The organism is Saccharibacillus alkalitolerans (assembly GCF_011090185.1).
Lineage (GTDB): Bacteria > Bacillota > Bacilli > Paenibacillales > Paenibacillaceae > Saccharibacillus > Saccharibacillus alkalitolerans.
This window is the reverse complement of sequence record NZ_JAAFGS010000001.1, coordinates 1,166,687-1,188,475: the sequence shown is the minus strand read 5'-3', so window position 1 is coordinate 1,188,475 and position 21,789 is coordinate 1,166,687. Positions and strand designations below refer to the sequence as shown.

The 21,789-nt window shown below is 57.6% G+C and carries 9 protein-coding genes; 5 read left to right on the top strand and 4 right to left on the bottom strand.

What is annotated here, in order from left to right; genetic code table 11:
* Positions 1–122 precede the first annotated feature (122 nt).
* Both GYN08_RS05115 and GYN08_RS05110 read left to right on the top strand, forming a co-directional pair.
* Positions 123–3,251 carry an S-layer homology domain-containing protein gene (locus GYN08_RS05115; protein WP_166272936.1) on the top strand — a complete coding sequence of 1,043 codons (3,129 nt, stop codon included), beginning with the start codon at positions 123–125 and terminating at the stop codon, positions 3,249–3,251.
* Between the two features lie 72 nt (positions 3,252–3,323).
* A complete protein-coding gene (locus GYN08_RS05110; protein WP_166272935.1) occupies positions 3,324–8,429 on the top strand; it encodes an Ig-like domain-containing protein in 5,106 nt (1,701 codons plus the stop codon).
* 69 nt (positions 8,430–8,498) lie between these two features.
* On the opposite strand, the gene GYN08_RS05105 is transcribed toward GYN08_RS05110, so the two are convergent.
* The 4 genes from GYN08_RS05105 to GYN08_RS05090 form a co-directional block, all read right to left on the bottom strand.
* Entirely contained in the window at positions 8,499–8,867 is a 369-nt protein-coding gene (locus GYN08_RS05105) for a GntR family transcriptional regulator (RefSeq protein WP_166272934.1), read from the bottom strand.
* A gap of 4 nt (positions 8,868–8,871) precedes the next feature.
* A complete protein-coding gene (locus GYN08_RS05100; protein WP_166272933.1) occupies positions 8,872–9,525 on the bottom strand; it encodes an ABC-2 transporter permease in 654 nt (217 codons plus the stop codon).
* Entirely contained in the window at positions 9,518–10,372 is an 855-nt protein-coding gene (locus GYN08_RS05095; RefSeq protein ID WP_166272932.1) for an ABC transporter ATP-binding protein, read from the bottom strand. The genes GYN08_RS05100 and GYN08_RS05095 overlap by 8 nt, the downstream gene beginning before the upstream one ends.
* Positions 10,373–10,555: 183 nt before the next feature.
* Entirely contained in the window at positions 10,556–11,428 is an 873-nt protein-coding gene (locus tag GYN08_RS05090) for an AraC family transcriptional regulator (RefSeq protein ID WP_166272931.1), read from the bottom strand.
* 185 nt (positions 11,429–11,613) lie between these two features.
* Here GYN08_RS05090 and GYN08_RS24050 point away from each other — a divergent pair, with 185 nt between their 5' ends.
* From GYN08_RS24050 to GYN08_RS05075, 3 genes are all read left to right on the top strand, one after another.
* Positions 11,614–17,283: a rhamnogalacturonan lyase family protein gene (locus tag GYN08_RS24050; RefSeq protein WP_166272930.1), complete on the top strand. Its 5,670-nt coding sequence runs from the start codon at positions 11,614–11,616 to the stop codon at positions 17,281–17,283.
* A gap of 229 nt (positions 17,284–17,512) precedes the next feature.
* Positions 17,513–19,516 carry a TerD family protein gene (locus GYN08_RS05080; RefSeq protein ID WP_166272929.1) on the top strand — a complete coding sequence of 668 codons (2,004 nt, stop codon included), beginning with the start codon at positions 17,513–17,515 and terminating at the stop codon, positions 19,514–19,516.
* 92 nt (positions 19,517–19,608) lie between these two features.
* Positions 19,609–21,690 carry a methyl-accepting chemotaxis protein gene (locus GYN08_RS05075; RefSeq protein WP_166272928.1) on the top strand — a complete coding sequence of 694 codons (2,082 nt, stop codon included), beginning with the start codon at positions 19,609–19,611 and terminating at the stop codon, positions 21,688–21,690.
* Positions 21,691–21,789 lie beyond the last annotated feature (99 nt).

Here is a 21,789-nt window from a genome sequence, read left to right as displayed (position 1 = left end):
AATTCTCGTTTCCCATATTCAATATAATAATATTTTTTCCGATATACTTAGTTAGCAAAAATGCTTAACCGGTAACTGAGTATATCGGATTGCATCACGATCTGCAGAGGAGAGAGAGACAGATGACAAAAAAGAAATTCACAACATGGTTGGTCGCAACCGGCATGGCAGCGGCGACGATCGTACCTTCAGGTTCCGCGTTCGGAGCTTCGAACCCTTTGGCAGGGTCTGCATCTTCTTTCAGCGACTCTGGACAAACGGCCGCGAATTTTCAGAAAGCCGTTCAGCAGGCGGCAGAGTTGGGATTGATCAGCGGGGACCCTTCCGGTCGTTTCCGTCCCTTGGATACGCTTACAAGACAGGAACTCGCGGTGCTGTTGACCAGAGCTTTGCGCATCGAGCCGGTTCGAACAGACTCATCTTCTTTTCAGGATGTCCCGACCGATACTTGGTCATATCCATATATTGAAGCCGTAAAAAAAGCGGGCGTCATGCTCGGCGACGGCAAAAAATTCAGACCGGGCGCGCGCGTTACCCGCGAGGAATTGGCGGCGGCGCTGATGCAGACCGTTCGCGAAGCGTCGGTACCGAACAATCCGGCAGAATACGCGGACCAATCGCAGGTCAGCGGCTGGGCTAAACCGGCGGTAAGGAGCGCCTTGGCGCTGGGCATGATGGAGCTGAAAGGCAATCGCTTCGCGCCGCGGCAGGATGTGCAGCGCCAGGAAGCCGCAGAAGCGCTGGTGCGGATTGTCCGCAGCAGCGAATACGCAGCGGCAATCGATTGGACGGACGGTCGGACCGTCTCCGTCGACGGCCGAACTTATGTCATCGGAGATTCGCTAAAAGGGCTCCTGAATGCCGAAAACAATCTGATTTTGAAAGGAGCGAAAATCCGATTCGGCGCGGCGGGCGGCACGATAAACGAAATCCGCTCGTTGGAAATCGTGCAAAGCGGGGAAAACGCGGCTGCGGGAGAAGCGGAGTTTTCGCGCAACGTGGTTCTTGACGCACGCGGCGACCGAATCGAAGGGGACGTCACGATTTCCGGAGATTACGTATCCGTGAAAAACGTAACGGTGTCCGGTTCTTTCGAGGTATCGCAAGCCTTATACCATGACTTCTACGGTTACGACATCACGGTTCAAGGCAGCACGTTTATCAACGGCGGCGATACCAACACTGTCGTTTTTGAAAATTCCAGACTGCAGACCGTCGACATCAACAAAAAGGACGTGCGGGTCGACGCGGCCGGCAGCACGACGGTCAAAGACTTTTTGATCTATTCCAACACGACGCTGATCGGGGAGGCCGGTACGACGATCGATCGAGTCACGCTGAAAGACGGCGCGGAGCAGGTCGACATTTCGGCTTCGGTCGGTTACCTGGTCGTGAGTTCGGGCGCGAAAGTGAATTTGTCGGCAGGCAGCAGCATTCGCCAGCTCGAAGTTGCCGACCCGGCGGCTGTACTCAACATTCGGGCCGGAGCTAAAATAACCGACCTCAAGCTGCCGGCCAACGCCGACGCTTCCAAAATCATCGCGAATTACGAGCAGGTCCAAGACCGGATCGGCAGCGTTAACGGAACGAAGCCGGCGCCGACCGTTCAACCTGTGCCGACACTCCCAACTTTGCCGGTCACGCCGCCGGACACTGCGCCGACTCCGAATGCGCCGGTCACGCCGCCGAATACTGCGCCGACTCCGAATGCGCCGGTCACGCCGCCGGACACTGCGCCGACTCCGGATGCACCGGTGACGCCGCCGGACGCCGCGCCGACTCCGGATGCGCCGGTCACCCCGCCGGACGCCGCACCGATCCCGGATGCGCCGGTCACGCCGCCGGACACTGCGCCGACTCCGGATGCGCCGGTGACGCCGCCGGACACCGCGCCGACTCCGGATGCGCCGACTACTCCGCCTGCCGAGAATCACGCGCCGACGGTCGCGAATCCTATCGGCGATCAGACGGTACAAGAAGGGCAGCCGGGACAAGAGATCGATCTGAACGGCGTCTTCGCGGACGAGGACGGAGATATGCTGACCCTTTCGGCCGAATCTTCGAACACGAGCGCAGCGACGGTCAGCGTCTCGCCGGACCATAAGCTTCAGATCACGCCGGTCGGCGGCGGATCGACGGTAATCGCCGTAACCGCGAATGACGGCAGAGGCGCTTCGCAGACTGCGACCTTTACGCTTACGGTAAACCGCGCGCCGTATACGGCCAACGCTATTGCCGATCAGCAGGCAAGAGTGGGCGAAGCCGACGTTACGGTCGATTTGTCCGGCGTCTTTGCGGATGCGGACGCGGAGGAACTGACCGTCTCCGCCGTATCGGAAGATCCGAGCGTGGCGGCAGTCAAAAAATCCGAGGACGGCAGCCGCTTGATCGTTACGCCGATGTCCGCAGGCTCCGTTAAGATTACGGTTACCGCAGCGGATAAGAGCGGAGCGAAAGCGACGAACGAATTCCAGGTCGTCGTGGCTCCGGCTTATCACAAAACGCCGTTCTTCTCCGAAGTCGACTGGGGCAGCGATGCCAACCAATATTTCGAAATTTACAATCCGACGAACAGCCCGATCGCTTTGGAGCGGGTCAAAATCGCTTGGGGAGAAGGGAAAGAGATGTCGCTTGCCGATGCGGAATCGGGCAACAGCGGAGTGACCAGCCTGCCGGCCGGAAGCGCGATCTCGATTTCGGATTTCCTTTCCGAAGATTTAATCGATCCTCAGCTTCAATATTTCTTTGAAATCGGTTTTGATTATGACCGTCCGATCGAGGTCAAGCTGCTGGTGGACAACGTTGTCACCGACAGCCTAATCTTTACGCCGAATGTATCCGCTATTCGCAAAGGCGGCATTTGGTCGGGCAGCGGCGCTTACGATGCTTCCGAATGGAACGCGCTGCCATACGATAGCTCCCTGCCGGATCTCGGCATGTATGCCAGCGATCAGGCGCCGGTCGTCGCGCAGCCGATCATGGATGTTCGGTGGGAAGGCGGAGCGGACTCTTACGAGTTTTACCTTGACTCTGTCTTCTCAAGCGGAAACAAAGGAGCCGAACTGACCTACACGGCAGATTCTTCGGACCCCGGCGTCGCCCGTGTATCGATAGCCGGCAACAGCTTGACCGTGGTCCCGTTAAACGATGGAGAAACGACCGTTACCGTCACCGCCGTGCAGAGCGGAGGCAAGCAGGTGCGGACGACCTTCAAAGTAATCGTGAGTGCGAACGGCGGAATGTCGGGCTGAACAGGAATGCGATAGCCCGAATGTACTCTTTGCATAAAACAACCAAGAAGATAGACACGAGGAGAGATGCAAGTGAAGAGCCGTTTATCCAAATTGGCAGTGGCAACGAGCGTTTTTGCCGCCGCGCTCGGACCGAACACCGGACATGTTTTTGCGGAAAAAGAGGATGCGGCCGTACGGTCGGGATCGCCCTTTATCGATCTCGCTCAGCTATCTGCCGAACAGCGGCAGACCATTCTGGAAGCCGCTGAGCTCGGTCTGATGACCGGAGGGAAGGACGGTCGGTTTCGTCCGCAGTCCACGCTGACCCGTCAAGAGCTGGCGGTTCTGCTGACGAGAATTCTCGATCTCAAAGTCGAGGAGAAAGGCGTTTATTCTTTCAAAGACGTTACGGATAAGACGTGGGGCCGCGGTTATATCGAAGCAGCGGCCAAAGCGGGTTTGATGAAAGGCGACAAACAGAAGCGTTTCCGTGCCGACGCTCCCGTCACCCGTCAAGAGCTGGCCGCCGTCCTGGTTCAAGCCGCCAAAAATGCTCAAACGGAAGCGGCCGTGCCGACCGAAGTCGCCGATGAGAAGACGGTCGGGACATGGGCGAAAAAGGCCGTACAGACCGTGCTTGCCCATGGATGGATGGAGACCGACAACGGCTCTTTCCTTCCCAAACAGACGCTGAAAAGGCAGGAGATCGCCGGCATTTTGATGGAAACTTTTTACCCGGATAAACGAACAGGCGTGACCCGGACCATCCAGAACGTCTCCGACCGCGGCGTGACGATCAACGGGTACACGTATGCCGTTTCGGAACGGACGAAGGGGATCCTGAGCGGATCGAACAAAGCGATTTTGCAGGGGGCGAAAATCCGGTTTACGGCGTCTGGGCGCAGTCTGGAGAAAATTACGTATCTGGAACTGCGAAACGGCGGAACGGCGGCGAAAAAAGGAGCCAAAGAATTCAGCGCGAACCTGCTGCTCGACGGAAAGCTGGGCGTCGTGGACGGAAACGTCAAAGTCGCGGACGACTACGTCTCCCTGGCCAACGTGACGGTTACGGGCGATCTGGAGATCGGCAAAGAGCTGGAGAACGACTTTTACGGCAGCAGCATCGAAGTGCGGGGCAAAACGATTGTGAACGGCGGAGATTCGAACACCGTCGTGTTCGAAGGGTCCAACCTGGCGGCGGTCGATGTGAACAAGAGCGAGGTACGGGTCGAGGCGCTCGGGCAAACTTTCGTACAGTCGATGAACGTCACGGCCGATGCTTCCATCGTAGGCGCTCCCACGGCAGCGATCGACCGGATCCATATAACGGGAGCGGCCCGTCAGGTCGATCTGCAGGGATCGCTTTCTTCCGTAAACGTCAGCACGGGCTCGACGATTACCGGAACGGCGAATATCGGGCAGTTGACGGTGCAGACGTCTTCGCCCGTCACGCTTAATACGACGGGGACCATATCCAATCTGAACGTCGCTTCGTCTTCCGCGGCAGTCACTTTAGGCGCCAAACTGGCTGTGGGCAGCCTTTCGACGCCGGCAGGGGTGGCGGCCGGCTCGGTCATCAGCAATTACCCGACGGCCCAGACGCAGATCGGCAGCGGCGGAGCTGCGACTCCTACCGTTTCGGGGCCTGCTAACAGCACGCCGGTCGTCCGAAATCCGATCAAAGACTTTACGATGACGATCGGCGAAAAATCGACAATCGATCTTTCCAAAGTCTTTTACGATGTCGACGGAAACCTATCGTATTACAAAGCGCTGTTGGTAAAGGCCGCTTCCGCCCCCGAGTTGGTCACCGTTGCGATAGACGGCAATCAGCTGACGATCGAAGCGAAGCAGGCGGGCAAAATCACGGTTCGTACCCAGGCCTACGATTCCAACAATGCGAGAGTCAACCATGACTTTGCGATAACGGTGAACCGGAATCCCGAGGTATCGGACATTCCTGAACAGTTCGTAACGCTGAATGCGGCTGCAAACACCTTGGACTTGAACACCTACTTTACGGACCCGGACGGCGACGCGCTGACTTACGAGAGCGTATCCGGCGATCCGGCGATCGTGAAGGACGCCTTGTCGGGCAGTCAGCTGCAGATGCAGGCGCTTGATCTGGGGAAAACTTCCATAACCGTCACGGCCAAGGACGGCAGAGGCGGAAAGGCCGTCAAAGAAATCATCGTCCGCGTCAACCGCTCGCCGGAGAAGCTGGACGGCTTGACGGATCGTAAAGCTTCCGTCGGAACGGACGTTCAGGTCGATCTGTCGAACGCTTTCCGCGATCCGGACGGCGATGAGCTGGCATTCGAAGCCGCCGCGCAGAATGCGTCTTCGGCATCGGCGAGTGTCAACGGCAGCGTTCTGACCCTTGTGCCTCTGGCGGAAGGTCCGGTGTCCGTGACCGTGACCGCCAAAGACGGCAAGGGCGGAACGGCAAGCCAGACCTTTACGCTGAACGTCAACCGGAGTCCGAAGGCCGATCAGCCTGTCGACGCTCAGGAAGCGATGGTCGGAAAAGGAGACATTTTCGTGGAATTGGCGGGAATGTTCAGCGACGAGGACGGAGATCCCCTGACGTATGACGTACGATCCGCGGCCCCCGCTATCGCGAGCGCCGGCCTGACCGCAGACGATCGGATTCGCGTGTCCCCGCTGGCCGGAGGAGAAACGACCGTAACGGTCACCGCCGACGACGGGCGGGGCGGCAAAAAGAGCGCCGATTTCAAGGTACGCGTCAACGAAGCTCCTACCGTTTTAAAACCGGTCGGGGCACGTTTTATCCAACTGACGGGCGGAGCGGTCACCGTCGACTTGTCGGGCATTTTCCACGATATGAACGACGATAAGTTGACCCTGACCGCAAAATCCGCCGATCCGGCACTCGCCAAGGCGGAAGCGAGCGGAACGCAGCTGACGCTGACGCCGATCGCCGCAGGCAGCACGAGCGTCGAATTAACGGCCGACGACGGCCGGGGCGGACAGGTAAGCGATACGTTTAACGTGCGGATCAATCAGGCTCCGAAGTCGCTGACTTCGTTTGCCGACCAGCTGCTTACGCTCGGAACCGGAGAGAAGACAATCAGCCTGAACGGCGCGTTTTCCGACCTGGACGGCGACGCGCTGACGTACAAAGCGGTATCCGCCGATCCTTCCGTCGCCGCGGTATCTCTTTCGGGCAGCGAAATCAAAGTCGATCCTCTGGCCGCAGGAACGACGACCGTCACGGTAACGGCCAGCGACGGCTACGAAGGCGAAACGAGCAAAACGTTCGAGGTTACCGTCAACCGGCCGCCGATTGTCGCAGAGGGCGTGCAGGATCGTTTGGTTACGCTCGGCACGGGCGACGACGTGGTCGATTTGAGCCGGACGTTCCGCGACGAGGACGGCGATTCGTTGACGCTGACCGCTTCTTCGCTCTCCGAGAGTCTGGCATCCGTCGCCTTGAATAACGCAACCGGCGAACTTACGATCCGTCCGCTCGCCGGAGGTACGGCTTCGATCCGTATTCAAGCGGATGACGGCCGCGGCGGGGTGACGGCCCGGACATTTAACGTCGAGATCAACCGGGCGCCTCAAGCGGGCATCTTGGCCGATCAGACGCTGTCCCTGGGCAGCTTGGACAAGACGATCGATCTGAGCGGCGTATTTACGGACGCCGACGGGGATAATCTGATCTTGAGTGTCGTATCGGCCGATCCGTCCGTCGCGGACGCGGTAGTAAACGGCAGTCAGCTGACGCTGACGGCGTCGGCGCTCGGAAACACGAACGTGACCGTTACCGCGTCCGATTCGCGCGGCGGCAAGGCCTCGAAGACGATCGCGGTCGGCGTGCAGCCGAACCGGGCGCCGGTCGTCGATCGAAATATCGCCCGGCAAATGCTCCAACCGGGCAAAGCAATCGAGCTTGACCTCGCCGGCGTGTTCAGCGATCCCGACGGAGACGCTTTGAGTTATCAAGCCGTATCCGCCGACGGCACCTACGCGTCGGCATCGGTAACGGGTCATCGCTTGACCGTAAACGGAATCGCGGACGGAGCGTCCGTGATCACGGTGACGGCCGAGGACCGGGCGGGCAACCGGACCGATACTTCGTTCCAAGTCGACGTATCGTCGAACCAAGCGCCGGAAGTCGTCGGTTCCGCGCCGGAACAGATCGTCGTGCCGGGATTCCCGACTCAAATCGCGGTCGATTCGCTCTTCCGGGATAGCGACGGCGATTCGCTGACGTACAGCGCGGAAGCGGCTGCCGGCGGAGTGGTAGCTTCGGGCGTCAGCGGAAATATGCTGAAGCTGGCTGCGGGAACGGGCAGCGGCAAAACGCAGGTGACCGTAACGGCCGACGACGGCCGGGGCGGTAAGGCAAGCACGACGATCCAGGTGACATCGGTCGAGATAGTGCATCAGAAGACGATTGCCACCAAGATCGGCGTCGCGAACGTTGCTTACGATCTGACGCCTTACTTCCCGGGGCAGCAGACGCTGACCCTCTATCGCGCGGATAGCGGGGCTCTGATCAAAGAAAACGCGCCGGTACTGAGCGGCAGCGTATTGAATATGAGCCCGGGCGCTTCGGCCGGCACGATTCCTTACTTCGTGGTCTCGGCCGACGGCAAAGCCGCTTCCGTTCAGCTGAACGTGCAGCAGCAGTTGGGCGCCGCGGCGTTCTTCTCGGAATATTCGCGGGAGAACGCCACGAATATCGTGCTCGAAACGTACAACTTCAATGAAGAAACCATTAACTATCAGATTATCGGATACCGTTACAACCTGAAGACCGGGCAGATGGAGAAAATGCTCGATCGGGACTACAAACCGGATTCGTACGCAAGGGTCAATCAGATTTACAAAAAAAATATCGGCCTCGTCATCAATAACGTGTTCTATGAATTCATGGATCGTACTCAGGTTCCGCATTATCACGACGAACTTGTCATGAATCTGGACTGGAATTACAAATTCGACGGCTATGTCGTCAGCGCATTCGAACTGATCAAAGACGGCCAGGTCATCGACGTGATCGGCGACAAGAACTGGACGCCGGCTTCGGGTTCGGAACCGCTGCCGACGAACGGCACGATGATCCGGAAAAAAGGCGTCACTACCGGATCGAACGCGTTCAGCCTGCACGGCGAATGGGATCTCCTCCCGTTCACGCTCGACAGCGTCAACAAGCACACGCCTTAATTCAACGCAAAACAAACGAAAAAACCTGCCCCGGCGCACGCGCAGAGCGATGTGCCGGGGCAGGTTTTTTTATTCGTAGACGGTCCGCAATAGCTCGATCACTTCTTCCAGGCGCAGTCCGAACGATCGATAGTAGGCGATATCGCTCTCCATCTGCTTCAGAACCGTTTCGTGGCGTTTTTGGATCATTTCTTCCGCGGAAAGTTCCGTGATAAAGCAGCCTTTGCCCGTTACGGTATAGATCAGGCCGGAGCGTTCGAGTTCTTCCCAGGCTTTTTTTACCGTAATGATGCTCACCTGCAGTTCGACGGCGGCCTGTCGGATCGGAGGGAGGGAATAACCGCCCTGCAGCTCGCCCTTGAGGATTTGAGCGCTGATTTGTTCGAAGATTTGCTGATAGATGGGCTTCTCTGAGGTGTTGGAGATCAGAATGTTCATTGCGTTAAATTTCCACTTTCTTGAATCGTTTGCAGGCTGCCCGATACGCGATAATCGTCAGAGCGGCAAAGACGAGCGCTCCGGCAAGCAGGACCGAAAGTTGAATGCCCCAGTCGTCGGCGCCGCTGCCTTTGAACAAATCGCGCACGAACGCGTTCGAAATACCCAGCCATTCGGCCCCGGCGGCGAACAGGAAAGCGGCCGCGATGGACACGATGGAGGCGGAGCCGTATTTGTACGCCGTTTTATAATGCATCGGGATGAAGCAAACGTTGAAGATGCCAAGCATAATCAGTGTCAGTCCCCAAAATCCCGCCGTAGGTTTGAAAAAAATATATTCGATATTCGGATAAAGGGCAAGGCTGACCGCTCCGAATACGACCGCCACGATCACATGCAGCAGCTCCAGGAAAACGATGATTCCGACCTTGGATTTGACGATGTCTTTTTTGCTGACGGGCAGCATGTTGGTGAACATCAGGTCGTTCTGGCTTTTGTAACCCGCGAATATGTTCGGGATCGTAATCATGCAGACGTACAGCGTGACGACGAAGTATACCCAGCCGGGAATGAGCATCAAGGCGCCGGTTACGAAGGGCAGAGCATAAAACCAGGGGCTGACGCCGAGTCTCAATTCTTTCATCAGCAGATTATACATGGGCGGCCTCCTTCTTGGAATAATAGACCATGATTTCTTCGAGATTCGGAATCGCGACGTTGACGGCCGCAGACGGAGGAAGTTCATCGGCGCGAATCAATCCGGTAAAGCCGAACGAGTTGACCCGATGCGAAATCAAACGCTCTTTGATTCCTTCCAGCTCTTCGACCTTCCCGTTGACCAATCGGTAGGTATCGATAAATTCGTCCTTTTCCGCGCTGCCGACGATTCGGCCTTCGTGTATGTACGTAATATAGTCGGCGCATTTCTCCAAATCGGACGTAATATGCGTCGAGAACAGGATGCTGATCTCTCCGTCTTGAACCAATTCCCGGAAAATGTCCAGCAGATCGTCGCGCGCCGCCGGATCGAGGCCGCTTGTCGGCTCGTCCAGGATCAGCAGCTTGGCGCCGTGCGACAAAGCGATGGCCAGGCTGTATTTGACTTTCATGCCCGTGGACAGCTCGGCGATTCTTTTGTCCTCGATCAGTTTGAACTTTCGGACGTACCGCCGATAAGCTTCGTCGTCCCAGTTGTCGTAGAACGTTTTGACGACCTTGGTCAAAGTCCTGATCCTGCTGCGCGTATAAAAATCGACATTGCCGAAAGCGTATCCGATGGACTGCTTCAGCTCGGCCTCGTGAATCGCGACGTTTTTGCCCATGATCTGGATTTCTCCGCTGTCGACGGTGATTAAGTTCAGAATCGATTTGATCGTCGTCGTCTTGCCCGCCCCGTTGATCCCGATAAATCCCATAATATAGCCCTGAGGCACTTGAAAAGATACGTTATCCAGTTGAAAATGTTCGAACTTTTTGCTCACGTTTTTGACGTCCAGCATGATCATGCGCTCATCCCCTTCACCGCGTGTATATCGTGCATGCACAATGTATCATCGCTCCGCATCGCTGTCAATCCCGAGTTTTTCGCTTTACCGGATAGGCCTCGGCACGCAGCAAAAAAAGCAGGGCGCGAAATCGCGTCCTGCCCGGGTTTGCCGCACGGCTCCGCGTAAAGAGACGATACACGGCTACTCGTAATAAATGGCGTCGTACGGGTATTCCAGCTTGTTCAGGCGATATTCCGTCGGTGACATGGACATATACTGCCGGAATACTTTGCCGAAGTAGCTGGGACTTTCGAAGCCGCATTTTTGACCGATCCGGGAAACGGGCAGCTCGGTCGTGCGCAGCATCGTCAGCGCGGCTTCGATCCGTCTGTCTTTGAGATAAGCGAGCGGGGTGGTCTGTTCGGATCGCTGAAACAAGCGGCATAGATAGTGCTTGTTGATCCCGCAGTGCTCGGCGAGCAGATCCAGCGTGAGCGGCGAGGCGTAATGCTCCCGGATGAATCGTTTGCATTTCTCGATCGTCGTGACCGACAAGGCGCCGATGTCCTTTTCCGCATCCCGGCTGCTCTGCATCAACGTCAGCAGCCACCGATACGCCTGCACGGACAGCCGATACCGATCCGTCACCTTCTCTTGATCGATCAGGCGGATAATGTCCCACAGTTCCTGGATCAAGGGCGAGTCCGGGGCGCGCCGGATCACATGCCCTTCTTTTTCGAGAATCAGGTCCCAGATCCGATTGGCTTCGTCCCCCCGAATGTTGATCCATACGAATTCCCACGGTTCCGCGCTGCCTTCCCGGTAGTAATAGCAGTGTTCTTCGGAGACTTTCACCATGAGCGCATGACCCTTCGGCAGCGCAAAGGTCCGCCCGCCGATATCCAGATAACCCCGGCCGCTGAGCGTGTATTGAAAGACGACATGCCCGCAGTCCGGCCTGGCGCTGCTCAAACAGCGGTACTTGGGATGAGACACGTTCTGCCATCCGACGGAGTCGACCGTCATGATCGACACGTCATCGCTGCGAAACGCATAAGAGACCGTATGATACATCGCTTCAGCTCCCCGAAAAGTCAATTTTGTTATAGTATAAGTCACGTTTTTTAGATTGTGTGGCTTTTTTTAGGCTTGTAAAATAATTGTAAACGTTACCAAGAAAGGGGGATTCGTGACTGAACCGCAGAATTTTCTGTCCGAAATCCAAAAAACGATATTCACAAACAGGAGGGATTCATTCGATGAACCGCAAACCGGGTTCCGCTCGGAAGTCCGTATTCGCTGCGTTTTTAGCGTTCCTTATGGTCATTACGTTGGTCATTCCCCCCGCGCCGGCGCATGCGGAGAACACAGATGCGCTTCCGGCCCGCCAAGCCGAATACCTGGATCGCGGATTGGTCGCGGTACTCGTGGACGACGGCGTGTTTTTGAGTTGGAAATACTTAAGTACGGACTCGGATGATACCGCTTTCAATATCTATAAAAACGGCGTAAAAGTCAATGCCGCGCCGATCGAAGACGGAACCAACTATGTCGACAAGACGGGCTTCGACAGCTCGCAGTATCAGATTTCGACCGTCGTAGCGGGCAAAGAACAGATGCAGCCCGACGTCGCTTCGGTCTGGCATCGACAATATCTGCCGATTCCGCTGGATAAGCCGGCCGACGGGCGAACCAAAGACGGCGGGACGTATTCGTATTATGCGGGCGACGCCTCCGTCGCGGATCTGGACGGCGACGGCGAATACGAAATCGTCTTCTTATGGAGCCCGAGCAATTCCCGCGACAATTCGCAGGCCGGCTATACCGGCAATGTTTATATCGACGCGGTCAAGATGGACGGCACGAAGCTGTGGCGGATCGATCTGGGCGTCAATATCCGGGCCGGCACCCATTACACCCAATTGATGGTGTACGACCTGGACGGAAACGGCAAAGCTGAAGTCGTGGTCAAAACCGCGGACGGCACGAAAGACGGTCAAGGCAAGATCATCGGCGACGGGACCAAAGACTACCGCAACGAAAGCGGATATATTTTGTCGGGACCGGAATATTTGACGCTGTTCGACGGCGAGACCGGAGCGGCCGTCTCGACGGTGAATTACGATCCGCCCAGAGGCAATGTCGGCGATTGGGGCGACGGCTACGGCAACCGCGTGGACCGCTTCCTCGGCGGCATCGCTTACTTGGACGGCTCGAAGCCGAGCGTCGTCATGACCCGAGGCTATTACACGCGCTCGGTTATCGCCGCCTATGATTATGTCGGCGGACAGCTCGCCAAGCGCTGGATATTCGACACGAACGAAGCCGGCAGGAAGTACGAGTCGCAGGGCAATCATAACTTGAGCGTGCTCGACGTCGACGGGGACGGCCGGGACGAGATCATGTTCGGCGCGCTCGCGATCGACGACGACGGCTCGCTGCTCTACAGCACCGGTCTGGGACACGGGGACGCGATCCATGCGGGCAAACTGGATCCGAACCGGGCGGGTTATCAGGTCGTAAGCGTGCATGAACATGCCGATGCCGCATACGGGCTGGAGATGCGGGACGCGGGTACGGGCGAGATTCTCTGGGGAGAGTATACCGGAAAAGATACCGGCCGGGGCATGTCGGCGGACATCGATCCGAATTATCCGGGCTACGAATCCTGGGCCACGACCATCGCGGACGGAAAAAGCGTTCCGGTCACCCGCACCTACTCGGCCGACGGAAAAGCCGTGTATGCGCCGGAACAGTCGCCGAAAAGCGCGAACTTCGCGATCTGGTGGGACGGAGACCTGCAGCGCGAGCTGTTCGACCACCAGTGGGACGCGAGCACGGCCAAAGGCACCCCGGTCGTGTACAAATGGGATTACGAGAATAAAAAGCTGAACGAAATTTTCCGGGCGACCGGCGCCCTGACCAACAACCATACAAAAGGGAATCCGGCGCTTCAAGCGGACATCCTGGGCGATTGGCGCGAAGAAATTCTCGTGCGGAGCGAAGACAGTTCGGAATATCGGCTGTATACGACGACCGTTCCGACCGAATACCGGATCCCGACGCTGATGCACGACCCGGTCTACCGGATGGGCGTTGCATGGCAGAACGTTTCGTACAACCAGCCGCCGCACACGGGGTTTTATCTCGGAGCGGAAGCGACCGAGTTTCCGAAAGCGAAACTGAAGCTGACCGGCGGAGCGAGGCAGACGGAAGCGGTCTATCGGTTCGACTTCGGAACGGAGACGACGGCGGGAAATACGGGCGTGCAGGATACGCGCTATACCGAGCAAAGAGGCTACGGGTTTACCGATACGGGCGGCGTGACGGTCGGGAAAAACGAAGTATCCGCCGCGCCCGGCACGACGTTCGCGGTAGACCTGCCGAACGCCGATTACAAAGTGACGCTTAAGCTGGGCAGCGATTCGCGCGACTCCGACGTGGGCGTCAAGTCGGAATACGTGCAAAAAATGGCGGTTCGTTCGGTAACGAAAGGAACGCCGCTGGAATATGCGTATGACGTCGCTTTGGTGGACGGGCAGCTCGATTTCCTGTTTACGGGCGCGGCGAACGACATTCAAGAGATCCTGATCGAGAAGAAGCCGGAAAAAGAAGCCGGCGGCGCCGCCGCGATCTACATGGCCGGCGATTCGACCATGCAGTCGTACAGCGAAGCGCAGGCGCCGCAGCAGGGCTGGGGCCAACAGCTGGGACGCTACTTCGCGAACGGCGCCGTAGTCGTCAACGAAGCGATCGGCGGGCGGAGCAGCAAGTCGTTTATGGTCGACGGCCGCTTGGACAGCATTCTGCAGCGCATCAAGCCGGGCGATTACTTCTTCGTCTCTTTCGGGCATAACGACACCAGCGCGGGCATCCCGGACCGGTATGCTTCCCCGGCGGATTATAAGAAGTATCTGGCGCGTTACGTGAACGGCGCCAAGCAGCGCGGCGCGACGCCGGTTCTGCTGACTCCGGTGGGACGCCGGGACTTCAATACGGTCACTCAACAGTTCAACGTCAGCTTCCCGGAATATGTCCAGGCGGCCAAGGAAGCCGCGGCGGAGCTTGACGTGCCGCTGATCGACCTCAGCCGATTGAGCGTGGCGTATTACGACTCGATCGGGAACGCGGCGGCGGAGAAGCTGTTCCTGTACGCGAACCCGGGCGAATATCCGAAGTATCCGAACGGGGTCGGCGACAATACCCATTTCAGCAGCTACGGAGCGGGCAAGATTGCCGGGCTGGTCGCGAACGCGGTCAAAAGCATGGGTCTCGGCATCTCGCCGCTGGTCATCGATCCGGATATGGAAGAACCGGAGCCCGAACCGGAAGCCCAGCTCTATGAAGAGGACTTCGAAGGCGATCCGGCCGCTTACCGCCATGCCTTGATCAATGCGACCGGGATCGGAGGAACGATGTCGGGAACCGTGATCGAGCAGGACGGAAGCAAGGTGCTGTCCTTCGCCGGCAGCGGTTCCGGCCATCGGGCGAAGACGTTCCGCCTGTTCGACGCCGTGAACGGGGACAAGGTCCACGTGAATTTCGATTGGCAGTCCGGCAGCGTGGGCGCTTATCCGTCGGAAGGCCATCTGACCGTTCAGGACGCCAATGAAAACGCGCTGTTCACGTTAGCCGCCAAAAACAGCGACGCGAACCTTCATTACTTCGTCGGGCCGTACGCACCCGATTACGGCACGGGCAGCACCGCGCTCCCCGAAGGCGGCATCGCGACGACGATTCCGAAAAATCAGTGGATCCACGTCGACGCCGCGATCAACTTCGCGAACAAGACGATGGATCTGACGTTGACGAGCCGGAGCAATCCGGCGGTTAAGCAGACCTTCGAAGGCTTGAAGCTGAGTCCGGGCGCTTATGCCGACAATGTCCGATCCATCCGTTTCCTGGGGACGAGAAAAGGCGGTTCGGGCACGTTGAACTGGACGACGGCGCTCGACAACGTCCGCATCGAAGGCACGGAGCTTCCTCCTGAATCCGGCGATCAGGCGGCGCTGATCGCGCTGTACGAAGAGATTCAAAAGCTGGATCTGTCGCCGTACACGGCAGCTTCGCGCGAAGTGATGAACCGGGCTTTGACCGCTGCCGAAGCGATTATCGATAAAGAGGCGACTCCGGCTCAAGTGAAGCATGCGCTGAATATGCTGAAGGTCGCCAAAGACTCGCTGACAAGCGAAGCCGCCGAACCGGTGACCGCCTACAAGTTCGATTTCGGTTCCGGCCGCGCCGCCGAGGGATATATCCCGGTGACGGCCGATCACGCCTATATCGAAGGCGGCGGCTACGGATTCGCGGATACGTCGCTGACCGAAGACGAGAACCGGGAGACAGGTGACGCCTTGACGGGAGACTTCACCCGGGTCAACGCGACCTCCTTCCTGGCGGAGATGGAACCGGGGAACTACCGGGTCACGATGACCGTCGGCGACGCCGAGGAATCGACGAGCACCGGCGTGGTCGCCGAACAGATGACCAAGCTTCCGCTGTCGTCGATCGCCAAAGGCGAGTTCAAGGAAGCGACCTACGACGTGGCGCTGATCGACGGCGTCTTCAATTTCGAATTCTCCGGCAATTCGCCGAAGATCAACGCTCTGACGATCGAACGCCTGCCGGATAACGGAACGGGCGAACGACCGGTCATCTATCTGGCGAGCGATTCGACCGTGGCCAATTACACGGAGAGCTACCGTCCGCAGGCGGGCTGGGGCGAAACGCTGGGGCAGTATTTCGATCTTGAAAAAGTGAGCGTCGACAATCGCGCCGTCGGCGGCCTGAGCAGCAAGACGTTCCTCACCGGCGGGTATCTGAACGATCTTCTGCTCGATGTGCATGAAGGCGATTATCTGTTCATGCAGTGGTCGCATAACGATTCCACGCCTTCCCGTCCGGAACGCTATCTGACGCCGGAGCAGTTCAAGGTCTATCTGAAGACGTATATCGACGGCGCGCGTCAGCGCGGGGCCGTTCCGGTTCTGGTGACGCCGGTGAACCGGCGCGACTACACGGGAGACGTCCTGAACAAGAGCTTCCCGGAATACGTCCGGGCGATGAAAGAAACGGCCGAAGAAACCGGCACTTCGCTGGTCGACCTGAATCAGGCGAGCTGGGAATATTTCAACGAGCTCGGTCCGGAAGGCACCAAATCGATCTTCATGTGGGTCGACGGCAAGGAAGACAATACGCATCTGCAGATGAACGGCGCGATCGAAGTGTCCAAACTCGTGGCGGGTCTGGTCAAAGAACTGAATATCCCGCTGTCGGCCTTCGTGAAGTCGGGCGACGAACCGGGCGAGGAGCCCGGAGAAGAAGCGACCGACGTGCCGGGAATGCCGGTGCTGTCCGACAATAACGGGCACGATACCGGCTTAAGAGACGGCGATTACACGATCACGATGAATATGTGGTGGGGAGTCAACGGCCGTTCGTTCAAGCTGTACGAGAACGGCGAGCTGATCAAGGAAGTGCCGCTCACCGCCCAGTCGCCTTCCGCGCAGTCGGTGCAGATCGACATCGCGGGCAAGCCTAACGGCACTTACGTCTATACGGGCGAGCTGATCAATTCGCTCGGCGCGACGGCAAGCGCTCCGCTGAGCGTGACGGTCGCCGACGCTTCCCCGGGGCAGGCCGTCTTGTCGCACGACAACTGGGACGAAGACGGAAGCTATAAGATCGACATGAATATGTGGTGGGGCACCAATGCCACCGAGTACCGGTTGTACGAGAACGGCGAGCTTATCGATACCCAGAGCCTGCAGGCCCGGACGCCGGGCGCGCAGTCGGCAGTCACGCGCGTCTCCGATCGGGCGCCGGGAACGTATGAATACGAAGGCGTGCTGAGCAGCGCGGCCGGCGAGACCCGGACGTCCAAGATCGCGGTCACGGTGCGAGCCGAATCGGCCGTCCCGACCCCGTAGTCCCTTTAGATTTCACGCTTGAATCAAACAACCGGCTTCCGCGCGCATCGGGAACAAGCGCGGAAGCCGGTTGTTTCTGCGCGGCTCTTGCCCGATCGTCAAAGTTTCCGTCGGCATCGCGGCGGGATTCGTCCAGACTCTTTTTCTCTTTTTGTACATTCACTTCCAGCCGAAAAAAGAGTACTATTTAGGGAGGATATGGTCATTTTGACCTAAGGGAGGAACCAGCATGGGAGCCAGCAGCTATCGCAGTTCGTATCAATCGTACTTAACCCGGCAGGGCGTGGACACGGATAAGATGAACGTCATGTTGATCGTCAACACGGCCGAAGGGCTGCAAAAATACATGAAGCGGGCCAACATGCAGACGGTGTTCAACAAGCTGTCTCCGCTGACGCTCGGAGGACCGGTCAAGACGGTGGCTCAAGCCAACGGTTCTTTTTACCGGCTGCCGCCGTTTGTGTCCGACAATACCCATACGTACATGAAAGACGAGATCTACGGCAAAGACCCCGGGCGCGGCGAGAAGATCGATCTGTTTTCCCGGCTGTTCACGACGAGCGAGCTGACCCATATTATCTGGTTTACGGACGAGGAGATTACGCCTTATCTGAATCCGATCGCTTCGATGAACGCCCCGCATCTGTTTTGGAATTTCATTTCGATCAAGGGCTACCCGCTGCGCTGCACGGAGAAGACGCCCAAGAACGTCACGCTGACCCATGCGCCGAAGATCTCGAGCCTGGCGACGTCGGTGCTGTACCGCAAAATCTTCAATAAGTTCACCCAATACGTCAACAAGACGGATCTGCCGATGAGCGGCCGCGTGCGCGCGATGCGTACCGAAGACCGTTCGGAATCGCAGCAAGTGGTGAAGGGCTCCAAGACGCCGGTCGGGCAGAATAACCTGAAGATCGGCATCGGCTGGAAAACGGGGGAAGGCGAATGCCTGACGGCGGCCATGCTGCTGAAGGAAGGACGGCTGCCGGACGCGGAGAGCATCGCCTTTTTCGGGAATAAATCGACGATCGGCATGACGCACGTGGACGGAAGAGAGCTGCCGACGGAAGATATGGAGCAGTATACGGTCAATCTGCCGGCGATCGGGGAAGCCGGGCTCGACAAGATCCTGTTTACCCTTGTCATGCCCGGCGGCTCGCCGGAAGAGCTGTATATCCGCGTCATGACTTACGACAACCGGGAGCTGCTGCGCTATGAGGTCGACATGAACGAATGCGCCGGCAACACCGCTCTCGAACTCGGCACGCTGTACGCGTATAAGGAAGAATGGCGCTTCAACGCGATCGGCAACGGCTATAACGCGGGCATGGAGAAGATCGGGGCGAATTACGGCATTCCGGATCTGACGACGACCTATTCGTTTACCCCGGCGGTGCTGGAAGAGATCGTGCTGGACGGCAGAACGTTCGAATACCATATGCAGGATCTGTTTACGAAGCTCGGCTATGAGGTCGAAGTGCCGACGAGCGATCCTTATGCGCCGGACTACGGTGTCGATCTGATCGCGATCAAAGGCGGAGTCCGGCGGGCGGTGCAGCTCAAGTGCTTCAGCAACGTCGTGCCGGTAAGGGCGGTGCAGGAAGTATACGCGGGGGCGAAAATGTACGACTGCGACAGTTATATGGTCGTGGCGACCAGCTATTTCAGCCGCGCGGCGCTTCAGATGGCGGAGCAGCTCGGCGTGGAGGTGTGGGATAAGACGCAGCTGGACAAGACGGAAGAACGGCTGCGCTCGCGCATCGGCGTTTCGCCGGACAGCGAATTGAAATTGAAGCTGACCAAGCTCGATTCGGAAGACGAAGTGGATATCGATCTGTCGGCTTTCCTGGTGAACGAATACGACGTCTGCGCGGGCGAAGAAGACTTTATTTTTTATAATCAACCGGATCATCCGAGCGAATGCGTGCGATTGATCAACGACAACGTCTGGGAAAAGCTGCTGATCCTCGATCTGGCGAAGCTGCCGGCGCACTGCACGCGAATCGTGATCGTAGGCTCGCTGGATACGTATAAGCAGAGGGTGGAGCTGACGATCGACAACGAGCGGGATCTGTACCATACGTTCGAATATATGCCGAGCGCGGTGTGCGATACGCTGGTACTCGGACAGTTTCGGAAAATCGACGGGGAATGGGCGTTCACGACGTCGGAGACGTTTTTCGCGGGCGGGTTGGAAGAGGCTTGTCGGGCTTACGGGTTGGAAGTCGGTTAGGCGGTTCAATATAAAATTTACATTTTACTGGAAAACTCCGATATATTCTGTAAATGCGTTTGCAGCATGAACAGAATAGGGAGGAACACATATTGAATCGGTACAAAAACATGAAAGTGAACATGAAGTTCATTATGCTCGCGTCTTTGATCATGATTGCGGCTTTTTCGATCCTGATCGCTTGGAATTTGCATGATCTAAAAAGGGAAAGCCAAACGGCGGGAACTTTACTTGCTCAACAAGCAGGCAATGAGTATGTCAATGAAAACGCGAAAATCCTGCATAGCGCGGTCACTTCATTCGGGAACCTTGCCACCGAACTGCCGGGTCAGCTGGCCCTGGGAGACGCGGACCGCGCCCGGTTGCAGCTGTCCTTGGACAACCTTCTTCAAAACAATCCTGCCTTGTCCGCCGCTTTTACGGTATGGGAACCGAATGCGTACGATAACGACGCCGGTTACAGGTCGGATCCCGTCTATGGATCGAACGGCGGGCGTCTTGCGTCGCTTACCGTCAGGGACGAAACCGGCAAGCCCATGACGATTCCTTTCGCCAATTTCGAACAGGACGCCGCTTACAATAAAGCCAAAGAAACTCGAAAAGCCGTTGTGGTAGATCCTTACGACATTTCGAAAGACCCGGCAAAACCTTCGTTGATCTCGACCATCGCGATGCCGGTTTTGAACGAGCAGGGAGACTTCCTCGGCGTTGTCGGCGCGACCTTCATGCTGGATGTCCTGCAGCAGAACGCCGAAGCCTATCAGCCGCTCGGCGGTTACGTCACGCTGCTCAGCGGAAGCGGTACCTACATCGTCAATCCCGAGCAGCCCGAAGAAGTCGGCAAGCCTTCCGGTTTCGCGAATGAATATCCGGATCTTTTTGCAGGCATGCAGCAGGGCAAGCGGGTACAGGAAATCGGCGAAGAAATTCGGGCGTTCGTTCCGCTCCCTATTACGGAGAACGATTCGTGGTATATTCAGACCGTTATGCCGAAATCCGCGATCATGAAAAGCTATACGGAAAGCCGGAACACATCGCTGTGGGTCAGCGTGTCCGCGCTGCTGCTTTTGGGTCTTGCCGTCTGGGCTCTGACGCGCTGGATTATCGGAAGACCGATCAAGCGTATGACGGCGGGAATTCGGGCGCTGGCAAACGGAGACTTTACCCAGACGATTCCGATCTCGTCAAAGGACGAGTTCGGATTGATGGCGGCGGATCTGAACGAAGCCACGGCAACGCTTCGGGGAATGCTGAAACAGACGGCCGATATCGGCCAGACGGTCAATCTGACTTCCGAAGATCTGAAGTCCAGCGCGGAGCAGACGTCGCTGGCCGCTCAATTGATCTCGGAGTCGATCGAACACGTGGCGGAAGGAATGAGCGGTCAGAGCCGAGAGGCGGTCGAAGCCGCTCGCATGATGGAAGAAATGACGGTCGGAGTACGCCGTATCGCCGCATCGTCGAGCGCGATGTCGCAGTCGGCCGAAAGCGTGATCAAGCAGACCGAACAGGGGGACCAGCTGGTGCAAAATACCGCCGGTCAAATGAATGCGGTCTACGGCTCCATGCGGCAGTCGGGAGACGCGATGAGACGGCTCGGCGAGCGATCGCTTGAGATCGAAGGGTTTACGGGACTTATTGCAAGCATTTCGGGACAAACGAATATTTTGGCGCTGAATGCTTCGATCGAAGCGGCACGCGCAGGCGAGCAGGGCAAAGGCTTTGCCGTAGTCGCGACCGAAATTCGCCATCTGGCGGAGCAAACCCGCAAAGCGACCGAGCAGGTGCAGGCCGGCATCGAAGAGATCGCTTCCGAAGCCCGGCAGGCCGTTCAGCTTATGGGAACGACGGCGAACGAAGTGGAAAAGGGCGTGAACAGCGTGACCGAAAGCGGCGTGCTGTTCGAGACCATCATGCAGGAAATGCGGCAGGTCGGCTTACAGGCCCAGGAAGTATCAAGCGCCGTCAAGCAGCTGGCAGCCGGTGCCGAACAAGTATCTGATACGGTGGCGCTCGTATCGGACATCGCGCGCAAGTCGACCGACGAAACGGTGCATGTCGCGGCGGCTTCCGAACAGCAGCAGGCGACGATGCAAGAAATTTCCGCATCAACCCTGCATTTGAGCGCACAAATCCAAGATCTTATGGAACGCATGGTGAAATTCAAACTTTAACGGTCAAAAAAGCCCTTATCCCGGCGATAGGGGCTTTTTCACGCGCCGACGGCTTAAGCTTAATCGATCAGGTCGATACCGGCGCCTATGTACATGAAC